This is a genomic window from Roseibium sp. AWQ4_290, from assembly GCF_056160985.1.
This window is the reverse complement of the sequence record NZ_JBSWYG010000001.1, coordinates 444,351-464,649: the sequence shown is the minus strand read 5'-3', so window position 1 is coordinate 464,649 and position 20,299 is coordinate 444,351. Positions and strand designations below refer to the sequence as shown.

Below are 20,299 nucleotides of genomic sequence, written 5' to 3'. Positions count from 1 at the left end.
CTATGCTTTTGTAACGGCAGCAATGTGTCGCGGACATGCAGGATGTGCTCGCTGACGAATGACCGGTTAGGGCCGACAGTCCCAGGACCAGTGTGCATCTGCGATTTCCGCTTTGCCGATCCAACTGCGAGGCCCGGACGGTCCCTTCCCTACCCCCTCGTTCGCTGCGCTCACGTATCCTTCCAACGGCCAATTCTGGTCGAAGGAGTTTGGAAATGGGAATTGCACAATACGATCCTGCTGCGCTCGGCAGGCCAGCATGGAATGCCGGTCGGATGGTCGGCGTCAAGAAGCCTCTCAAGCAGCGCCAAATTTGGGCGATCCGCTTTTTCCTCGATAGGGAGGGACGGATGCGTGACCGGGCGCTTTTCGATCTCGCAATCGACAGCAAGTTGCGCGGTTGCGATCTGGTGAAGTTGAAAATCGGAACGCTGGTCAGTGGACCAGCAATTCGCGCGCGCGCCACGGTCGTCCAGCAGAAAACTGGTCGCCCGGTTCAGTTTGAGATCACTGCGGATGTAAGGGCCAGCTTGCTCGCATGGCTGGAGCGGAGGGGTGGGACAGTCGATGACTATGCATTCCCCAGCCGTATTGATCCTGCCGGTCACCTCAGTACCCGGCAGTATGCTCGATTAGTCGATGAGTGGGTCACTGCAATTGGTCTTCGACGAGAAGATTACGGCACCCACTCATTGCGCAGAACAAAGGCAGCGATGATCTACAAAGCGACTGGAAACCTCCGAGCGATCCAAATCCTGCTCGGTCACAGCAAGATCGAAAACACTGTCCGTTACCTTGGCGTCGATATCGAAGACGCCTTGGAATTGGCCGAACACACTGAGATTTGATGGAGAGCGGCCCCGCACAAGGCGGGGCCGTACATCGCCTTCAAGTTAGCAATGCTGCTGCGCCGCTTCGCGTTTCCATTTCGGACGTTTGGAAGGTCGTGGTTAGTAACCAAAACCTGCCTTTGTCGCAATCAAATCAAAGTTCTGCAACGCGGCCCCTGCGGTTCTTCGATAGCCTAATTTTGTCTCGTGGCAGTCCGATCCATTTCGACGCAGAGTTTTGGCCTGTCTATGCCGGATTCAAATTTGAGTTCGGACTTGATAATCAATTTTTCTTTCATTTCGTCGGGTAGATGTTCCGGCATGTTGGTTTCAATTGCCCAAAGGCCGTCAATAGACGTGTTCTCATCTGTTTTGACGTTTTTGAAATTAGCTCCTGAAACATTGACATTGTGCAATATGGCGCCCGAAAAATCAGCGCCGACGAAGTATCCGTCAGTAAAATCAGCTTTATAGAATGCCGCGTTTCGGAAGGACGTCGGAGTGTAGTATTCATAATTGTTTGTAACATTAGCTTGGTTGAAATCCGCCTTGGACAGACAACTGCCGTCAAAAATTGCACCCCACAACCGTGTATCGCGGAATTCCGTGTCCCAGAAAAGGGAATTTGCAAGAACAGCGTCGTCAAGCAGGGCTTGGTTCCAGAAAGCGTTATAAGCTGTTACGTGGGACAGGTTGGCCTGTATCAGCTGAGCCTTGGTGAGGTCGGAGCGGTTCAACAATGCTCCTTCCGCCCGCAGAAACCACAAATAGGCACCTTCCTGGTCTGGGACATTCAGGTTAATTCCACGCAAGCTTTCGCGTTTTTTCCAACACTTGCCGTAGATTGGCAAACTGACCCCCGTCGGCAGACAGCCCTCCTGGCTGTTTAAATACTCCATTGCGGCCACCTTCCCGCTGTTTCCTGGGGCTTGGGTGGTCAAGAGCTGCCAAGCACGGGCCGTGCGCTCGTCCTGACGGTCCTTCAGCTCGAACAGGAACAGAAACGCTGCGAAAATCAATCCTATAAGACCAAGCGCTTCTAGAGTTACAACAAACCAGGAGCTCCGCAGTCTTGCCGCAAACCTGCGGAGCGCACCAATCTGTCGCTGTTCCAACCGTCGGTCTTCTTGCAGTGCATGAACAATTTCATCCCTGAGAGAAAATGGGGTGATATTTTTCATGCGATCCTCTTGAAGCGCGTGAACAATTTCGTCCTTGAGAGACCCAATGGATTTGCTTCGCAGGCGGTGCCTAACCGGAGGGTGGCTGATAGACGGTGGCATCTGGACCTCTCGCAAAGGAAAAATAGCAATCTTTCAATGAAACCAGAACGGGCAATGTGTGGCAAGTTCGCCTAGTGTTCATATGCAGATTGAGAGGTGCTTTAACTACATTTTCTCCCATTCTGACCTCTTTGGCCATTACAGAGTCACTGGCTTTTCTGGTGTTGATTGCCGGGTCTCGCAGCATTGCGTTCCCAATTCAGACGTTCGACCGCCCTTTGCCACTGCGCGAAAGCGGACATCGCCTTAGTCTGGCTTAACACCCCTTCCCGATCACCGCGCCCCAGAGGATCAACCGCTGGTCCCGGCGCAATACCGCGATCCGCGGATCATGATAGGGTGAAGAGTAGCATAGATGAGCGAACGGAAGTGGCGATGCCGGACGAGGATATAGAAGCTCGGATCGATGAAGCGTGCAAATTGGGAAGCATAAGCTCTTCGGAGTGGCAGTCCTACACGTGGAAGAACGAGCTCGCCGAGCAGCGCCGAAGAATAGTTCTGCATCTTGGAGAGGCGCTGACGGAGGCGGACACCGAGCAAAATCCCTATCACATGTTGGAAAGAGCGGTTGGAGTTGCCGCCGTGTGCATGAGACGGCTGATCGAATGTCGTCTGGTGACGGATCGCTTTCGCGCAACGGTGCTGGAAGTTCATGAGATCGACGTCAAGAAGGATGTGGAATGGCGAGAGCCATTCGTAAGCCGCACGGCAAGCGAGATCTTCAACAACTATAATATGACGTTGCGGCGTCTCGAAAAACGAACGCCAAAAATGATCTCGGATAAGATGCTGCATGCGCGCGTTATCGGCGTCCTTTCCGGAAGCGCCTATTTGCCGGACGGCCTGCTGATCGCGTCGGACACGCAGAGCAAGACACAGCTCTTTCATTTTTCACCGCCCGAGATCGCGCGGATTTTCGACGCGTTCCTGGAAGATGAAGTCCGGTGGACTTCCGACGGATACATGGATGAGGAGGGCAAGGTCTCGGGAACGCGCAAAGTGTTCGCGATAAGAGGGTAGACCGGATTTGGGGGAAGGATTTCTGGTGGAGATCGACGAATATTTCGAGAAGCTCGGGTACTTAGCCAAGATCGCCAAGGAGGCGAACGTCGCGGTCCATGAGTTGGTCGAGAATCCGGGCTCGCACGCCGCGTTGGTTGCGCCGTTGCTTGCGTTTCGCGAAAGCATTTTGACGTCCGAGGACGAGAATGGGCTAAGTGGCTATTTGGCGACCGGCTTCTTCGCTGATCGAACCCGTCGAGAGCGTCTTGCGGCCTTCGCGATGACGTTCGAGATCGAGCATGAGTGGAAGCGTCGCGAGGTCAAGAGACTGTGTGAGCGCTATGATAGTGGTCAGCGCCTCTTCCAGAGCGTCCCTGGGCTTTTTGACAAGATCCGACGTCGGGCGAGCGGGAGCCAGGATTTTGAACTGATTGAGGTCAGCGCGGTGGGCTCCGTCAGTGGTAGCGAGATCTATCGAGCTGGAAACGGCTTTACGAAACTCTGCCCTTATCTCAGCCCGGGTATCGTAAACTGGGCGCAGAACGAATGGCCAACTGCGCCGGCCTTTGTTCGGCTCGACGCAGGATATTACTCCGCGACACAGCCGCTGCAGTTGTTGACTGAAGCGACGCTGGTGCCTGCAAACCCGCGATGGCTAGAGGATTTCAGCCTTCGCAAAGGCATGAATGATTTCGCTGCATACCATCTGTTGAACCGTCCACCATCCGAGGGACATGCGGAATACTGGGACTATCATGTGAAGAACGTACGGCGGCTTGAGGTTCGTGTTGAACGCCGTGAGGACGACTACCTGACGATGATCATCGAAGAACTACCGCGGCCAGACGATCCCAGCGGATTAATGATCGCCCGCTGCATCCATCTCGACACTCGCGACCCAGCGTTTACGCCGCTTGGCCAGGTAGAAATGCAGCACCTCGACTTGGCTATCAATGTCTATGAGGGAGATGACCGGGAAAAGCGCTTCGCTCAGAGTCTGCAGAACGGCAAAGTCCAGGATGCGAGCTTTCGAACGCACCTATTCCGTATTGAACGGACTCCATTTGTGTCGTTATTCAGCTTTTGCGGGATGTTTTTGGAATCGAAGGTTTTGCTCAGCGAGTGGCTCAATGAACTCGTGAGGGCGTAGGCTTCATTGCTGTAATGGTCCAGTCTCGATGCAACAGCATCTGAAATTCATCCCAGACGTCGGTCTTTTCTTTGATCTTCATGACGAGGAGCGTGGCGATCGTCATCGAGATGCCGAGTTCTGTCGCGGTCACTAGAAAGTCGATCTCGTCTAGATCCGGGTTGATGATCAGGGTCGCCGAGCCGTCCATCAGATTCTCGACATAGTGTCGGTTAAGCGTCCCCGTTTTGGACGTTTACTAGCTCGGTGTGCACTCCCGAAAGCGGTCGTTCGTTCAGGTGCGAGTAAATCGGGAAGCGATATTGAACAGAACATTCGGGCACTATCAACTCGAGCGCAACTAGAAACTGCCTATAATCTGGCCGAACCCGATACTGTCGTTAATGCTATGCAAAAAATACAGTGAATGTCTTCGCCAGAGGCGCTCATATCGCTCCCATTCAGTTCAGCCTTTGTGGCCTGGTTGGGAGCTTGGTGAGCCAGTGTCTGGTTTTCGAGGCTCGAATACCATCAGCGATATTCTCAAATTTTCCTCGTGCTCTAAATCAATCCTTGGTTGTGTTTTTTTTCCTATTGAGTAATCTTTACCCTCAACTGTTTTTTGGGGCGGGCGTAAATATGCGTAACTGTATAAATTTCTTACCTTCTTTTCTTTTGTCAGGGCTTGCAGGTGGGTGTGCGGCGCTCCCTATTTCAAACATCCCCGGTCTCTATGCCTCACCAGTTTTCATAGGCGATGAAGTAAAAAGCAGCGATGTATTGCAAGCCGTAACTTGTCAAATATCCGAGGGTTACCGTAAAGTTGAGCATCTAAAAACAAACGTCTATCCTAAGAACAAAGTCGCAAAGAGTTTTAGCTACCAAGGTGGAAATGGCAGTTTTTCAGGAACGGTGGAAACAAAACTCTCAAATAGCGCTAGTGTAAATTCGTCCATTTTTCTCGCTGGTTTGCCTACCGCCGCAAACGGCAGTCCCAGTACTTTAGGTCCCGGGCTGAACGGTGAATTGGGCCGAACGACAAAACGACAGGACAAACTTACCTTTTCGATTATTCCTGACGTAGAACGGGCCAATGACCCACAGTGTCAAAATCTAAAAGTTCGGTTTTCTGAGAACGATATAGCTGATTCATTGGTTTCCCATTTTGTTAATACCGTCGACGCGGCCGCTGGCGCGGAGACAAAGACTTTTAATATGAAGAGCATTGACACGACACTTACTTTCACTATCACAAAAACAGTTGGGGTAGATGTTGGCGCGACCACTTATCCTGCCGCACCGTACACAATTAACATCATCCCCAATGTTGATGCTTCTAGAACGAGGACTGGGACTTACGTTCTCAATTTCAAACTTCCCACAGCGCGTGGAAACACGGACAGCGATAAGCGACTCATTTATTGCACAGGCAATGGTATTGACCAATTGTGCGAGGAGGGGCCTTTCTCGGATGAGAAGCGAGACGAGCTTTTCAAAAAACTTCAAGAAAGTGCTCGCAATATTCCCATGAGGAGTGGCGCAAGTACTTTTTCTTCCAGTACGGATACGATTACGATTGCGCCTAGCCCATTGCCCGCTGATAATGAGGGGCCTGCGTTTTAGGCTTTCTGTCAAATTCAAACCTTAAAAAGTCTGCAGGGCCATGTGCCTATGGCGAGGAAACCCGTTGAATTGTTCGCTTGTGGAGGTGGATGGATCGAAGTATGCCGCAGATACAAAACGGTTTCTTGGAATTTCAATGCTAGATTGAAATATGAGCAGCTCAATGAATTGTTGTTCTCATCACTCGTAGAAGCATGCACCCACATTACTAGATGTCACAATGAATACTACCGAAAATAACCACATTCATTACCTCAGGAATCCGACGTCCGGCGAATTCGCAATCCAAATGGTAGCGCAAACACAGGTGGCATGTGGCGAAAAGTGAACCGAAGGACTCCGAGTTGAGCTGGGATAGGATCGTGTCCAAGGTCCATCTTACTTGCTTTCGAGTTACTTACGAGACTGGGGTTAACGCTTGTAGCTCGCTTAGATAGCCACCTCAAAGTAAGTAGCAAAATTTTGAAGCTACGTCATCTCAAGGCTCTACGTAAATTGGCGACCACGACGCGCTTGTCGTTGGGGCCTTACGCAGCTGTAAGTTCTTCAATACAAACGCGCGTCAAAATTTTCCCACTTCATAAGCACACCACTACTTGACAATTAATACAATCCCTGCCTCTACTTAAGGTAGGAATTTGTTTAAAATATACTGAAGGTTGCTTGAGATGAAGCATGTTAGAGCAATTGCGATAGTTATTTTTGGCCTCGTTCCTATTGCTGGGTCAGCACAGGTGCCCGATGTCATCGTCGGAGAGGTGCAAAATCCCCAAGTTTACGCAGAGCATGACGGTACTGTCGCACTAACTTTCGACACTGTTTCGTGTAATGCTGGCACGGCGCAACTCAACTGGTACGCGCTTCCGGACAATCGCCATCCGGTCATTGCACTGAGCATTTTCCGTGAGCAGGGTGGCCGTTTCCAACAACTGGGTCGTTCTTGGGTGAAACATGGTTTCACTGCCCTACAGCTTGGCGATGTATGCACGAAAGCGAGAGATCCCGACTTCCCACACAATACTTGTACGCCGAGTTCCACCGGTAGTCAGTTGGGTGTCGGTTGTGCGGATCCGTATAGCGGTAGCATTAATCGAGGTCCGCGACTTGGTTCCCCACTGCGTATCAATCCACTGACTGGCTATTTCGAGGGTGTAACAGACCATATTAATCATGGGCATGCCCATCCTTTAGGAATTGAGCATGGTCTTCAGGTTCGCCGCTCCGATCTAGAAGAAACAGAGAACGGCGCGCGGTACTTCATTGAGTCTCAATATGTCGCCGCAGATGATGCAATAGCTGGTAACGGCAAGAACAATGCCTCCTATCGCGAGTACTTCATCGACGCTCGCAATGGTAGTTTGGTGTTCCGGCCGGTGGGTGGCACTATCAGGCGGATGCCTGCGATCAAGGCTTGGCGGGACGCGGAGATCTCGGACTTAGATACGCCTGAGGAGACAGCGGATGGCGTTGAAAATCTCACTGGACGAGTGAGCGTCGGCTTTAGAAGCATTCCGCTAGGTAATGGTCGCTACCGATATGAGTATGTTGTTCACAACTTGACGAGTGCGCGCAATCTACGCAGCTTTAGTGTGCCAATCGGCAGCCTTACGGTCAACAATTCCGGGTTTTATAGTCCGCCCAAGCACGTTGAGAGCGACCTGTCCAGTAAGCCTTGGGAAGCGAAGCAGGAGGCAGGCTCAATTACCTGGACGATGCAAGAGGCACCGGAAGACCCGAAGGGCAATGCGCTTCGCTGGGGCGAGGCCTTTAACTTCTGGTTCGAAGCGGATGCCGAACCGGTTTCTGCGGTCGCGATGCTGGAACAGAATACAGACCCAGGCAATTTCGTCTCGGCAACAGTGATTGCCCCAGCAAGTGACGCTAATAGTCTTGTGCTCGGTGACAAGGATTTGCTGATCCGGGCGTTAACGCAAGAGAACGTCAAACTGCGCAACCAGATCGGATTGACGCCTATTTCGGCAGTCGCTTCTGACCCTGTTGTGGCCGTAGACCAAGGCTTAGAGAGGGAGGCGATTGCCTATTACTCAAGGATATCGTCGAAACTAGGCTTTCAGGTTGACGGTTCCTCGATGAATGGTCTTTTGGACTGGCTTGGTTATGCTGGTCTCAGTGCGGACGATCTTGAGTATATCGCGCCTGATGTTCTGCACGTGCGCGACACTGCTGGCTTCGATGCCTTAGCTGCAACGGTTTCCGAGGATAACCGCGAGATATTCTTGGCCAACTTCGATGTCGATGATTTCGCCGCTGCAAACATCCTGTCGTCGCGTTTCATCGCGCCGAAAATCGTCGATATCTCTGCTGCACCGCCATATGGGAGCGGCTGGCGTAAGCTAGTGCGACTCGCACCGCGCCAAGGATCTGGCGCCAAAGCCGTTGGCGTGCAATCGGCGTATGTTCTGTTTAACTATGCACGTGCGCAGGATGACCCAAACCCGTTCCCATTGCGCGATGACGGAGATGAACGGGCATCGAAAAACAGCCAGGTAATGTTGACGGTCGATCCGGCAAGCCCCAATCATGATGACAGCCTGTATTGGATTGTTTATGGCGAAAAGGCCGAAGGATACCCGTCGAAGTATTTCCTGTCTGCAATCTTTGACATGCCGATTGGCAATCCGGGCACCGACGGTAAATACTTTGTCCCAAAGTCGTGCGCGCAATGTCATGGCGGTGGCAGTGGAGTCTCCACGCCAGCAGGGCTGACATACCCTGCGGCTAAGTTGAACTTCCTAGACACAGATCATTGGTGGGATCGAGTGCAGAGCGGCGAATACTACGAAACTGCGGGAACGTTGTCTGGTGTGCTGTTTGATGGAGGCGTTGATCCTACAAAGCCAATCTACGGAGCTGCGTTTGACATCATTCGCACACTGAATGTGGAGATCCAGGCGCAAAACACGGCTACCGACTCTTCGATTGGCGGCGAGGCGAGCCTCCAAACCCTTGGCGCAACTAAATGGATCGATATCCACGCCGGTTCGTCAGAGCATTTCGCGCCGGTCACACGTGCGCTGGATACAGGTGGTGAGGTCTGGTCAAATACGCCCGACGATGCCGAGTTGTTGTCACTTCTGAATCGGCACTGTTACCGGTGTCATAGCTCTGTTGCATACAGCGTTTTCGACAAGCAAGCCGTGATCAATCAATCCGGATTCATCGGCAGTTTCGTGCAATTCGGAATCATGCCACAAGGCCATGACTTGTTGAGACACGAGCCAGCAGAAGCGAACCGACTAATAGAGCTGATAAATGAAATAGAGTAAGCAGTAATCCACTAGTTTAACAACGACACATTAGTTTTAAAAGAACGTTGCGTAAATGTGAGGTTGTGATGGCGATTTCACGTCGAGATTTGATGAAACTCTTTGCGGCAACTACATTGCCTACTTGGATTGAAGGCCAGGTTCACGCACAAACCGCCGCACCTGCTGTGCGATATTCGGTTACTGGAAGCAGTCCTGAGGCCCAGGAAGCCGTCGCGCGATATCGTGCGGCGGTCGCCAATATCAAGGAAAGGGCCGATCATGATCCAACGAGTTGGATTTGGCAGGCAAACATCCATGGCTGGCCCGGTCAATTCCTGACAGTGAATGCGCCGACTGCAGAAGCGGAGTTCGCGCGGGTGTTTGAAAGTGGCCCGATCCTGACGGAGTTATCGTCGTTGGAGAGACAAGCTCGTCGCCATATGGCGGAATCGACTTGGGGTACCTGCCCCCATGGCGGCCCAGACTTTTTGCCCTGGCACCGCGTCTACTTGTTCCTGTTTGAGCGTATCCTGCAAGATGCCATTCAGGATAACACGGTGACTGTGCCTTACTGGGATTGGCACCGGGACCGTGCATTGCCCGCGGCCTTCAGGGCGGAAACTATTGGCGGAACGTCTAATGCGCTATACTGGAATCAGCGCAATCTGGATGTGAACGGCAACGCACCAACCGAACTGATTAGTGCCGAGGTTTCTCACAACAGCCTCTTGGAACGCTGTTTCGATCAATCCCTAGAGCCTTCATGTGAGTTCACCGTATCAGGCGGGTTCTCCCCGTCGCTCGAGAGCGGGCCTCATGGCAATGTGCATGTGTTCGTCGGCGGGGTCCGGGGGATGGGCTTCTTCGAGATGGCTGCACGCGATCCGATCTTTTTTGCCCATCACGGTAACATCGATCGCCTTTGGAGCAGTTGGGTTACATCTCCTTCAAACGCAGAACCAACAGGAGCAACGGACTGGCTTCACAAAGAACACACGTTTATCGACACCGCTGGCGAGTTGCAGGTATTGAGCACTGCCCAGGTCTTGAAGGCGAGCGATATTCTAGGACGTGGCTATGTATATGATACGCTTGAAACGGTGACGCCATTGGTTGTCGCCGGCGGAGGAGCCGCGGTGGAGCAGGCACCCCGAACCTTTGGAGACGGTGGTGGCATAGCTAATGAAATCGCTCGTGGTGAAGGCTTGGAATTGAGTGCGGATACAGTCTCCGTGCCACTGGAGATCTCCTCCTCTGTCCCAGTAACAGCTGCAGCCGACGATGCCCGCTACGTCCTTGTGCTGTCCGAGCTTAGCTTCGAAACCGGGCCACAAGATAACTTCATGGTCTTTCTGAACCTGCCGGAAACTGAGAAGGCTTCGCCGGAAAGCGAGAGCTTCCTTACCGTGATCAATTTTTTCGTAACACCACACAGCAGCGTTGGTCATCATAGGTCGAATGAAGCCGTGGTTCGCATTGACGTGACTGATGCGGTAAGGCGGCTTACAACGGCCGGAGGATTGAGAGAACTGCGTGTCAGCTTTGCTTCTATTCGGGGAAACGTTCCAAATGACGCCCGCCCTACGATCGGGTCAATCCAACTGTTCTCGGAATAGTCTGTTCCGTCCACAAGGACAACAACAATGATAAAGAAGATATTTCCGCTGATTCTTTGCAGTTGTCTTGCCGCGGGAAGTGCGGCAGCGCAAGAGAACTCTTCCCTTGACGCGCAGATCAAACTGCGCTCAGGTCCAATTTTTCTGGAAAAAAGTCTAATGTCGGAGTTCCAGCCATCTATTTTTGGAAATCGTAATTCTTTTGTTGGAACCGAAGGTCAAATACAGCCGAAAGGCGTGTTCGAAACCTTAGCGAAGGATCAGGCAGGTCCGAGACCCACGAAAGAGCGTGTTGTGGTCCAGTTCGAGAAGACGCCATCGTTGGCAGAACGAGATGCTCTGCGCGAAAGGGGCATCTTCCTCGGCGACTACATCGGCAATCGCAGCTACTATGCAACGCGGTCAAACGCACCTTTGCCCTTGACACCTAAGGTGTTCTCGGAGGTGGTAGGAGCGGATGGCATTCGTCTAGAATCAATTGACAGTCTCACGGAGCGTTACAAGACGTTCAAAATCGACGAAACCGCTCAATCAATTCTGCCTGACCTTCCTAGTGATGAGAGCGTCGCCCTTCAGCTCAAGATCTTCTCCGATGTTGATGTTGTTCTTGTCGAGGGTGCTCTTCAAAGAATGGGTTTGAAAGTCCTAAGCCGCAGCATCACGGCATCGACGATCACGCTCCTTACCACTCCGCAGGCAGTTGCGTCCCTTCGGCGTCTGCGTGAAGTCGAACTCATCTCAATCGCCCCCCCCGCGCCAACAACTTACAACGACGGCCTTCGGAAGCGTCTTGGAACGCATGTCTTCGACGAACTTAAACTCACTGGAGATAATGTTCGTATTGGGATCTTCGACGGGGGCATCGTGTCGGACCAGCACCCCGGGTTTAAGAATCGACTGACCATCGGGGAATCCCAGTCTGCCGTAAGTGCACACGGCACACATGTGGCTGGTACGCTGGCGGGCGACGGTACGGAAGACACAATCACTGCCTCAACGCCAGCCTTTCACGGTGCGACACGCTATCGTGGCGTTGCGCCGAATGCCCACTTGTTTTCATATGACTTTTTTGACGAACCGCACGACAAACACATTGCTGCGATTAAAGATCATAGGATACGCATTGCCAACAATTCTTGGGGGTATGATCCAGGCATTGTGTGCATCCGGCTTGGTGACTACACTGCAGAAGCGGCTGCCTATGACCGGATTGTTTCGGAAAACAAGCTACCGATCATATTTGCAATCGGTAACAATCGAAACAAAATGCAAGTATGTGGAAACGGATGTGGTTGCGATGCTTTTGATGGCGCGCCGGATTATGCAAATTATTACGTCGTTCCATCTCCATCGACAGCGAAAAATGTCATTGTCGTAGGCGCGATAAACTCCGATGATCGCGCTGTGACACGCTTCACGAATTTTGGCCCGACCGATGACGGCCGCCTCAAGCCAGAAATTGTGGCACCGGGTTGCGAGCGTGCCGGTGATGGTGGCATCACCTCGACGCTTCCACCCAACCGTTACGGTCTCTTACCGAGCGGAGCCTGTGGTACGTCGTTCGCGGCACCTGCAGTCTCAGGCGTAATCGCTATCCTGATGGAGTATCTGGGCAAGGGTAGCCACAAAGCATCCCTGCTCAGAGGAGATTTGGCTCTCCCAGCAACCTACAAGGCGGTTTTGCTCCATAGTGCTGAGGATCTTGGCAACCTAGGGCCGGATTTTCAGACCGGTTACGGGTTGATCGATGCTGCAGCCGCGTTGAAATTACTCTCTGATAGGCACGTATCAGAAGGCATAATCGCAGACAGTGGAACTCAAGAGAGCCAAACGATTAGCGTTGCCTCAGGAACAGGCCATCTGAGGGCAACGCTTGTTTGGGATGATCCGCCGAGCGCGGTCGGTAAAGCCACAGCACTAGTCAACGACCTTGACGTCGTAGTCGTCTCACCGTCTGGGACTCGGATCTCGCCGTGGCTACTGGACCCAAGCGCGCCGCGAAGCCCAGCTAAACGCGGCAAAGATTCACTTAACGTCGTCGAGGTAATCGATGTCAAAGCACCAGAGGCTGGAAATTGGACGGTGATCGTTGAGGGAACGGATCTTCCATTGGCCCCACAGTCCTATGCCCTGGTAGTCTCAACAGAGTAGTGTGGGAATCATCGAAAATTCAAGCTTGCGCGAGATCTTCAGTAGTCTTGATATAGTATTGTCGTCTTATGACTATTGATGTCTAAGCACGGCACTAGAAGGCCTCAACTTCGATCGAGCTATTCATGAATTTTGGATCCTGATTAAAAAGCGCTGACTGTACTATTTAGTCAATGGTATGAAATGGCGCGTTTGGGAGATGGGTGTTTCTTTTATCGGGCTTTAGTTTGGGTTCAAAGCTGTCGTTCATCGCGTATGCCACTAGTGACCTAAGTGGGTCGTAGAAGCGCAAGCTTCTTTCTGCCCTATAAGTGCAAATGTCGCGTAGTTTGTATTCATTTGTGGAAGCTGACTGTCTGCTTCCGGCCCCATTCTGGTCACTGAACTTTGAGCTCTACAAACAGAAACTCGTTGCCCAACGTTAGCGTTCTATTTCTTTGTGGAGAGGTGTCTTCATCGCCCTTTGCTGTGAACGCTGCTGGGTTCCCTCAGTGCCTCGCATAACTCGTCCACCGATCTGCCGGAGGATTCCGACGCGCCGAGCAAGTCGAGCAATGCCTCGTTGAAAGCCCGTTGCGAGCTGATGGACTTGTCGAGCAACGTCTCGAGCTCGATCAGCCGTTCTTCCAGCAATCTGGTCGAGCGTTTTTCCAAGTGCTCCAGCTGAGCAGTCGAATGTTCGAAGGCGTTGGTCAAGCGTTCGACCAAGCTCAGCAACCCGCGCTCGAGCGGCGTCAGGGTTTGTAGGGATGGCAGGTTCGGTGAAGGGGGATCTGTATAGGTCATGTGGCACTACTTCGTTTCTTGGCAGAAGAACTGTTCCGGTGTGCGCTGGCAGCGCTGATAGGTGCCGGTTTTGGTGTTGAAGATCAGGACCGGAAATTCCGAATAGGTCGCCTGATTGAATGCCGAGGTGACCAGGGCCCATCTCAGCTGGTTGTTCAGGAACAACACCCCGCACAGCGTTAGGACGGCTGAGACCAGGAGTGCCGCCGACAGTTTCAGAAAACGGTTCTTCGCGGCCAATCTCGCGTTTTGCTCCAGGCTGGTTTTCAACTGAAAGAGCTGCTGCTCGCTCGCTTTCAAGTGCCTTTCTAACGTCGCGCTCATCGTCTCCTGGGACGTGCGGATATCTTTGCTCATTGTAGAGCCTGCGCGTTTCAACATGCGCTCGATATTCGTCTCTGAGGTCTGAATGGCTTCGAGCAGCGAGGCGTTCTGATCCTGGTTCGTCTGCTCGAGGCTCTCGCTCAGCCGCTCTCTGAGCGGTCTTCTCTCTGGTCCAATCTGCATGGAAAATGTCTCCCTTGAGCCGCCAGCGTGTCTCGCTGTCCGGGTCTTTGACTGTGAGATAGGTTTTGCCTTGGCGGGGCAGTACGAAGCCGGCGTCCTCAAGTGCGGCAACCATGTCCGGCCGGGATGAGATCCGGCCCGCAACGATCAGGTCTTCCAGCCAGTTCTGGATGTCCTCGCGGCCCTGGGCTCGAAGCTTCTTTTCCGGAAGCTGCTTTATGTCCTGTGACCTGGTGGGGTCTTGCGGATCGGCCCAGCCATACTCCTTGTTGAGCATGTCGCGCAGGGCATCCATCGCCTTCTGGTAACCGGGTGGGGCGATGTTCAGGCTCTTGCAGGAGGTGAGCTCCATGCGGGGCGTGCAGAAATGCAGCTCCACGCGGCCTTCATGGCTGTGCCGGACCCAGAGCATGTCAACCTGGTCGCGGTCCAGACCAGCGAACGCGAGCTCGTCGAAGGCATCCATGACAGCCTGCTGCTGCTCTTCCGTTGGCTGGTCGTTTTGATCGAAGCCGATCACGCCCGCCCGGTACGTCCAGGCGTGGGGGCAGGCATCGATCAGCGCGCGGGTGTGGTCCGGATCTCCCGCGAGCACTTCCGGCAGCGGATCGCGGCTCTTCATCAGCGGGGCGCCGTCGTCGTCGCGAATGAGGTCGCGGTTGCCGTCATAGGCGAGCACATGAGAGGCGATCAGATAATCGACTGGTGCCGCACCGCCGCCCTTGCCACTGCGGAACAGCTTAATCAGCATGATCTGCGTCCCGCCGTGTGTGGCTGGCAAGGAGCGTCGACATCTGGCGCTCGATGCCGATCAGCTCGGCAAGCAGCTGCAGGCCATCGAGCTGGCGCATGTCGCCAGCCGCCTGGGCGGCATTCACGGCGCGGGCGATCTGGTTCAGGTTTGTGCCGATGCGGTTGAGCGCGGTCACGAGCTGCGGATCGACCTTAGGCGTGGCACGGCGGCGCGGGGCTTTGATCTGCCCCAACGCCCCGCGCAACAGCTCTGCGACGGAGATTTTGTCCGCAGCAGCGCGGCGCTTGAGATGTCTCTTTTCCTCCGTCGTACAGCGCATAACAACCGTCTCGTTAAGACGGGCCGTTTGCGGTCTGGAGGGGTTCGAAGGGGAGGCCTGCCGCCCCTCGCAAGGTCCCGTGTCGTATGACACGGGTCGCCTTGCTCTTGTCAGATCCGCCGCAGTCATGCCGCCCGCCTTTCGACGGCTTGAGAGACCGCTTGGCGTGTGCAATCGGGCAGCCTGTTGAGGAAATACGAGAGGCAATCCAGTTCTTTGTCCGAACCTGTTTCCGGTGGCCATCGTCCCGGAAGCCGATACCCATCAATTCCAGTCGAAGCTGAGTTGAGATTGAAACGAACGAGGTCTGGTAGGGACTTCCGTTCAAGCCAGGCATTCCATTCCCGGATCATGTGAGCGTGACTGACCGGGACGTGGACGACGGGAATGGCGCGGCGTGAGACGGCCTTCGCGCGCGCCTCACGCGCGTTAGGTTTTTTATTTATTTCTTTCTCTTTGTTTGGTGGACAGATCTGACCGCCTTTGCCGGACATATCTGACCGCCTTTTGGGACAGATCTGTCCGCCTTCAGAAGAGCTAAGGGGGACAGATTTGTCCGTCTTTTCTCTGAGCTCAGAGGCCTTTAGGATCGAGGCGTCGGTAGGACAATACTCCGTATTGTGCCCGACTCCATTCCCGCGTTGAACGCCAAGCCAGCCACCTTCTTCCAGATCGCGGATGGCACGCTGGATGGATTTGACACTCTTGCCGGTTGCTTCGGCAATGGTCTTGTAGGACGGCCACGCCTTCTCGGTGTGGCCGTTCACATGTGCGGTCACGATATAGAGCGCGACGCACTTGGCATTGTCATTGATATTGGCATCACAGCTCAGCAGACGCAGCCACTGAAGCTTCACTTCCCGGAATGGACGGCGCTCGCTCATGCGTGCCTCCAGAGACCCGCCTGGTCAGCGATTTGGAGTGAGGCAAAGCGGCAAAATGGTGGGACAACGGCTTTTTTAAGCCATTGAAATCCTTTAGGCAGATGTTTTGTCCCACCTTGCGCTAAGTTATTGATCTTCTTCGGTTTGGTTAGGCCCTCCGGGCCCACCACTTTCTCTTTTTCCTGTCCGATCCGAAGACATCGGCCACGGTTCGTACTGGACACATGGGTTACACCCTTGTGCCGAACGGGTCGTTGGTTTCTTTCGTTTTCCTTGTTTCCCAATCGGTTTGTTGTGAAGAGGACGTGGGAGATTTTCCGTTCCGCTGAAACTGGGGGATTGAACTGCGCCTTGAAAATTCATCGTTTTTCGGTCGGCCGGGCCCTAATTGACGGACACGGCCGATGAAGCGATCCGGGTTCTGCGGATAACAGACCATTGGGACTTTGAAAGAGCATGTGGCTGGCTTTTCCGCAGCCGAGCTTTGCCGCAATTCTGCGCTTTGCCGTTCAGATTTAATGTGATAGAAGCGCGCCGCACCTGGCTGACACTCACACGCCAGTTTCCGGTAAGCAATCCATCCCGACACACAAGTTGCATTCAAAAAAATGCAAATAAAATAATGCGCTTCCACTTTGGCTCGTCGCAAAATTTACGGAGTAATCGATGAGTGCTTGGTATGTTCTCTGTTTTTTATCAGCAGTTTCAGTTTTTCTCGCTTTTGCAAATCAGTATTTTCTAAGTACGCAAACAACAATTGCGATTACGCGTGGTTCTGTTCTTTTGTCTGTTCTGCTGTTGCTTATGCTGAAGATCGGAGTTCACAGCCCAACGGTCATTTTGATTGAAAATGCTCTGGAAAATATCAATTTCAACGAACTATTACTCAAGGGGATGCTTGGATTTCTGCTGTTCGCCGGTGGTCTGGAGATCAATCTGAAGCTTTTGAAGAGCCAGAGATGGGAGATTGCGGTTCTGGCCTTGGGGTCCACCCTGTTGTCCACTTTCCTCATCGGCTATGCCAGTTACTGGCTGCTTGGTGCTCTGGGCTATCAGCTGCCCTTTATCTACTGCCTGCTGTTTGGGGCCTTGATCAGTCCGACCGACCCGATCGCGGTGCTGGCTATCATCAAGCATATGCGCGCGCCGGAAAAGATTGCGGTGCAGATCGAAGGGGAATCCCTGTTCAATGACGGTGTTGGTCTGGTCATTTTCAGCGTCATCTTTGCCCTTGCCTTTTCGGGTGTCGAGCCGACAGTCGAACGTGTTGCCGATATCTTCTTCGTTGAAGCTGTGGGCGGTATTCTGTTTGGGGGCGTTCTGGCTGTTGTCGCCCATTACATGATCAAAAAATCCAATGATCCCAGCATCGAGTTGCTGATTACCCTGGCGATCCCGACTTCCGGCTATGCCTGCGCCGTCATGATGGGCATTTCAGGCCCCCTGGCGATGGTGGTCGCCGGAATCGTGATTGGCAACATCACCAAAGCGCAAGGCTTCAGCAAGGACAGTCAGCGGACCCTGAAACATTTTTGGCATACGATGGATTCCTTCCTAAATGCCTTGCTGTTCCTGTTGATCGGCTTGATCCTGGTGATCCTGCCTGTTCAGTGGATGGAGGTCTGGCTGGGTCTGCTGATGATCCCTCTGGTGCTGGCGGCGCGTTTTATCAGCGTCTGGCTGCCTTACCTTGGTTTTACACGGTTCCGGCAATATGACGCCCATTCGATCAAAATTCTGACCTGGGGCGGTTTGCGTGGCGGACTGGCCCTGGCCATGGCGGCCTCCACACCCAAACATGCCGTGATGGTGCAGGGTGTGGATGTGCACACGCTGCTGCTTGTGATGACCTATATCGTGGTGATCTTTTCCATTCTGGTGCAAGCGCCGACCATCAGTCCGATGATCCGCGACAGTATTGCCAGACAGAATACCAAAGCGGGGTCTGCCGAAGAGCAGGCCGGTTGATTTGAGCCAATTGTCTGTTTGGGCGGTGAGGGGGAACCCGGCCGGTCCGTCGGACCAGCCCCTTTCAGGGCCGCGCCACCGTTTGGCGGTCTGTGCCTCAGGCGCCGCAGACCGGTTGCGCACGGTCACCCGAGATAGACAATGCCCGCCGGGTAGGAGATCCGCTTGGGTTTGCGGGTGGCCAGAAGAAAGCCGAGGGTAAGAGGGCCGACACGGCCGGCGAACATGATGAACATGATCACGATGCGCCCGGCCGTGTCGAAGTCGCCGGTAATCCCGCGGGACAGGCCGACCGTGCCGAAGGCGGAAACGGCTTCAAAGGCGATGTCCACGAAGGAGCCTTCGTGAAACAGCATCATCATGAACATGGCAACGAGGATCAGCAGCACCGTGGCCATGGCCAGCGCCAGGACCTTCATCACCTGATCGCCCCCGAGCCGTCGGCTGAAAACGTCAACATTCTGGCGGCGCCGGAAAAACGCGATCATCACCAGCAAGAGAACAATGAAGGTGGTGACCTTGATGCCGCCGCCGGTTGAGGTGCTGCCCGCGCCGATCACCATCAGGGTCATGAACATCAAGGTGCTGCCGTCGGTCAGGCCGCCGATTGGCACCGTGTTGAACCCGGCCGTGCGCGTGGAGGCCGCCTGAAACCAGCTGGCCCATAGACGGTCCTGCCAGCTCAAGGGGCCGAGCGTGGCCGGATTCGACCATTCCATCATGGCAAAGGCCGTCGTCGACCAGAGGAGCAGCGCCGCGGTTCCAACCAGCATCAGCTTGGTGTGCAGCGAAAAGCTGTTCCAGCGGCGCTGGCGCCAGATGTCGGCGGCGACCGTGAAGCCGAGCCCTCCGAAAATGAACAGGGCCGGAATGACGATGTTGAGGAGTGGATTGCCAACCCAGCGGCTCAGATTGTCGGGAAAGAGGGCAAAGCCCGCATTGTTGAACGCAGAGATAGCATGAAAAACGGCGCTCCAGAGGCCTGGGAAAAACCCCAGATCCGGCACGAATACAAAACATAACAGACCCGCGCCAACCAGTTCACACAGGACCACGACCCGCAGGATGATCTTGGTCAGGGTCAGAAGATCCGTTGCCGAGGTCTGGTTCAGGTCCTCGCGCAGATAGAGCTGGTGGGTGAAGCCGACCGGCAGGCCGAGCATGGACAGGATGAGGACGGCGAAGGTCATCAGGCCCAAACCGCCCAGCTGGATCAGGACAGCGATCACCGCCTGGCCGAAAAAGGTGAAATCGCTGCCCGTATCGAGAACCGCAAGGCCTGTTACCGTGACGGCTGAGGTGGCGGTGAAGAGGGCGTCGGACCAGGTGATCGGCCCGGTGGTTGCACCAGGCATCATCAGTGCGGCGGCACCCAGCAGCACAAAAGTGGCGTAGATCAGGATCAGGACGAGTGGCGGCGGCAGGTTCGAGACACGGTCTCTGGAGGGCATGAGGGGCATTTCCAAAAGGCCTTTGCTCTCAGATCCGGTCGCGCATGTCATCGCCGAACTGCCGCAGCATCGTGCGCGTGCCGAGCAGCAGCAGCTTGTCGCCTTCCAGCAGAAGCAGCTCTCCGCTCTCGCAGGACAGAAATTTGGTGTCGCGCATGACCCCGAGGGCGCGCACTTCATATTTGGCAAACAGGGACGGGTCCTTGACCGCCTTGCCATGCAGCGGGGCAGGCACCTTGAAGTCGACGATATGATAGCCGTTGCCAAGGCTGACATAGTCCCGGATCAGGGAATTGTGCAGCATTTGGGCGATATGCTGACCCACTTCCTGTTCAGGCAGGATTACCCGGTCCGCGCCCAGTTTCGTCAGGATCCGGTGATGGGTCTTGTTGAGGGCCTTGACCCAGATGGTCTCGACCCCCAGCAGCTTCACATTCATAGTGCACAGGATATTGGCTTCCAGATCCTCGCCGATGGCGACGATGGCCACATCATAATTGCCGACCCCTGCATCCTTCAGGGCGGCTTCATCTTTGCCGTCCGCGATGATCACTTCGGACAGGATGCCCGCCAGTCTGGCGACATTGCGCTCCTGGATGTCAATGCCGAGGACCGGGTTTCCGAAGCGGGCCAGCTCGCTGGCCACGGTGCTGCCAAAGTTTCCCAGGCCGATCACGGCGAAGCTTCTGACTTTCAAGGGCTCAGCCTCTGCAGTGTTGATGCTCAC

The 20,299-nt window shown here is 54.1% G+C and carries 15 protein-coding genes; 8 read left to right on the top strand and 7 right to left on the bottom strand.

Annotated elements, in window-relative coordinates; all coding sequences use genetic code 11:
• The first annotated feature begins 215 nt into the window (after positions 1-215).
• Positions 216-848, top strand: coding sequence for a tyrosine-type recombinase/integrase (locus ACXAH0_RS02065; protein ID WP_475188690.1), 633 nt, complete (start codon positions 216-218; stop codon positions 846-848).
• A 176-nt stretch (positions 849-1,024) separates the two neighbouring features.
• On the opposite strand, the gene ACXAH0_RS02060 is transcribed toward ACXAH0_RS02065, so the two are convergent.
• Positions 1,025-2,011 (bottom strand): pentapeptide repeat-containing protein, encoded by a 987-nt coding sequence (locus tag ACXAH0_RS02060; RefSeq protein ID WP_475188688.1) that lies wholly within the window; start codon positions 2,009-2,011, stop codon positions 1,025-1,027.
• Between the two features lie 477 nt (positions 2,012-2,488).
• On the opposite strand from ACXAH0_RS02060, the gene ACXAH0_RS02055 reads away from it, so the two are divergent.
• Both ACXAH0_RS02055 and ACXAH0_RS02050 read left to right on the top strand, forming a co-directional pair.
• A complete protein-coding gene (locus ACXAH0_RS02055) occupies positions 2,489-3,133 on the top strand; it encodes a hypothetical protein (RefSeq protein ID WP_475188686.1) in 645 nt (214 codons plus the stop codon).
• Between the two features lie 25 nt (positions 3,134-3,158).
• Positions 3,159-4,265 carry a hypothetical protein gene (locus ACXAH0_RS02050; RefSeq protein WP_475188684.1) on the top strand — a complete coding sequence of 369 codons (1,107 nt, stop codon included), beginning with the start codon at positions 3,159-3,161 and terminating at the stop codon, positions 4,263-4,265.
• Here the strand turns inward: ACXAH0_RS02050 and ACXAH0_RS02045 are convergent.
• Positions 4,243-4,455: a hypothetical protein gene (locus ACXAH0_RS02045; RefSeq protein WP_475188683.1), complete on the bottom strand. Its 213-nt coding sequence runs from the start codon at positions 4,453-4,455 to the stop codon at positions 4,243-4,245. The genes ACXAH0_RS02050 and ACXAH0_RS02045 overlap by 23 nt on opposite strands.
• A gap of 284 nt (positions 4,456-4,739) precedes the next feature.
• On the opposite strand from ACXAH0_RS02045, the gene ACXAH0_RS02040 reads away from it, so the two are divergent.
• The 4 genes from ACXAH0_RS02040 (at position 4,740) to ACXAH0_RS02025 (ending at position 12,903) form a co-directional block, all read left to right on the top strand.
• A complete protein-coding gene (locus ACXAH0_RS02040) occupies positions 4,740-5,867 on the top strand; it encodes a hypothetical protein (protein WP_475188681.1) in 1,128 nt (375 codons plus the stop codon).
• A 668-nt stretch (positions 5,868-6,535) separates the two neighbouring features.
• Positions 6,536-9,154, top strand: a complete 2,619-nt coding sequence (locus ACXAH0_RS02035; RefSeq protein WP_475188679.1) for a hypothetical protein — start codon at positions 6,536-6,538, stop codon at positions 9,152-9,154.
• Between the two features lie 68 nt (positions 9,155-9,222).
• Positions 9,223-10,752, top strand: coding sequence for a tyrosinase family protein (locus ACXAH0_RS02030; RefSeq protein WP_475188677.1), 1,530 nt, complete (start codon positions 9,223-9,225; stop codon positions 10,750-10,752).
• 27 nt (positions 10,753-10,779) lie between these two features.
• Positions 10,780-12,903 (top strand): S8 family serine peptidase, encoded by a 2,124-nt coding sequence (locus ACXAH0_RS02025; protein WP_475188675.1) that lies wholly within the window; start codon positions 10,780-10,782, stop codon positions 12,901-12,903.
• A gap of 421 nt (positions 12,904-13,324) precedes the next feature.
• Here ACXAH0_RS02025 and ACXAH0_RS02020 read toward each other — a convergent pair whose 3' ends face one another.
• From ACXAH0_RS02020 to ACXAH0_RS02010, 3 genes are read right to left on the bottom strand one after another with little or no spacing between them, the layout of a single operon-like run.
• Positions 13,325-14,947 (bottom strand): relaxase family protein, encoded by a 1,623-nt coding sequence (locus ACXAH0_RS02020; protein WP_475188673.1) that lies wholly within the window; start codon positions 14,945-14,947, stop codon positions 13,325-13,327.
• Complete coding sequence (locus ACXAH0_RS02015) at positions 14,937-15,398, bottom strand: plasmid mobilization protein (protein WP_475188670.1); 462 nt, start codon at positions 15,396-15,398, stop codon at positions 14,937-14,939. The genes ACXAH0_RS02020 and ACXAH0_RS02015 overlap by 11 nt, the downstream gene beginning before the upstream one ends.
• The gene (locus ACXAH0_RS02010; protein ID WP_475188669.1) at positions 15,395-16,153 is read right to left on the bottom strand and encodes a helix-turn-helix domain-containing protein; all 759 of its coding nucleotides are present in this window, start codon (positions 16,151-16,153) and stop codon (positions 15,395-15,397) included. Before ACXAH0_RS02010 ends, ACXAH0_RS02015 begins: the two co-directional genes overlap by 4 nt.
• Positions 16,154-16,957: 804 nt before the next feature.
• On the opposite strand from ACXAH0_RS02010, the gene ACXAH0_RS02005 reads away from it, so the two are divergent.
• Positions 16,958-18,121, top strand: a complete 1,164-nt coding sequence (locus tag ACXAH0_RS02005) for a cation:proton antiporter (RefSeq protein WP_475184691.1) — start codon at positions 16,958-16,960, stop codon at positions 18,119-18,121.
• Between the two features lie 125 nt (positions 18,122-18,246).
• Here ACXAH0_RS02005 and ACXAH0_RS02000 read toward each other — a convergent pair whose 3' ends face one another.
• Both ACXAH0_RS02000 and ACXAH0_RS01995 read right to left on the bottom strand, forming a co-directional pair.
• Entirely contained in the window at positions 18,247-19,572 is a 1,326-nt protein-coding gene (locus ACXAH0_RS02000) for a TrkH family potassium uptake protein (RefSeq protein ID WP_475188667.1), read from the bottom strand.
• Positions 19,573-19,600: 28 nt separating this feature from the next.
• Positions 19,601-20,299, bottom strand: coding sequence for a potassium channel family protein (locus tag ACXAH0_RS01995; protein ID WP_475188665.1), 699 nt, complete (start codon positions 20,297-20,299; stop codon positions 19,601-19,603).

Bases quoted from the DNA above. Each gene is read 5' to 3' on its own strand.
- ACXAH0_RS02010 (WP_475188669.1), bottom strand. From the start codon at position 16,153: ATGAGCGAGCGCCGTCCATTCCGGGAAGTGAAGCTTCAGTGGCTGCGT.
- ACXAH0_RS02025 (WP_475188675.1), top strand. From the start codon at position 10,780: ATGATAAAGAAGATATTTCCGCTGATTCTTTGCAGTTGTCTTGCCGCG.
- ACXAH0_RS02030 (WP_475188677.1), top strand. From the start codon at position 9,223: ATGGCGATTTCACGTCGAGATTTGATGAAACTCTTTGCGGCAACTACA.
- ACXAH0_RS02035 (WP_475188679.1), top strand. From the start codon at position 6,536: ATGAAGCATGTTAGAGCAATTGCGATAGTTATTTTTGGCCTCGTTCCT.
- ACXAH0_RS02000 (WP_475188667.1), bottom strand. From the start codon at position 19,572: ATGCCCTCCAGAGACCGTGTCTCGAACCTGCCGCCGCCACTCGTCCTG.
- ACXAH0_RS02015 (WP_475188670.1), bottom strand. From the start codon at position 15,398: ATGACTGCGGCGGATCTGACAAGAGCAAGGCGACCCGTGTCATACGAC.
- ACXAH0_RS02005 (WP_475184691.1), top strand. From the start codon at position 16,958: ATGCTGAAGATCGGAGTTCACAGCCCAACGGTCATTTTGATTGAAAAT.
- ACXAH0_RS02055 (WP_475188686.1), top strand. From the start codon at position 2,489: ATGCCGGACGAGGATATAGAAGCTCGGATCGATGAAGCGTGCAAATTG.
- ACXAH0_RS02020 (WP_475188673.1), bottom strand. From the start codon at position 14,947: ATGCTGATTAAGCTGTTCCGCAGTGGCAAGGGCGGCGGTGCGGCACCA.
- ACXAH0_RS02060 (WP_475188688.1), bottom strand. From the start codon at position 2,011: ATGAAAAATATCACCCCATTTTCTCTCAGGGATGAAATTGTTCATGCA.
- ACXAH0_RS02065 (WP_475188690.1), top strand. From the start codon at position 216: ATGGGAATTGCACAATACGATCCTGCTGCGCTCGGCAGGCCAGCATGG.
- ACXAH0_RS02045 (WP_475188683.1), bottom strand. From the start codon at position 4,455: ATGGACGGCTCGGCGACCCTGATCATCAACCCGGATCTAGACGAGATC.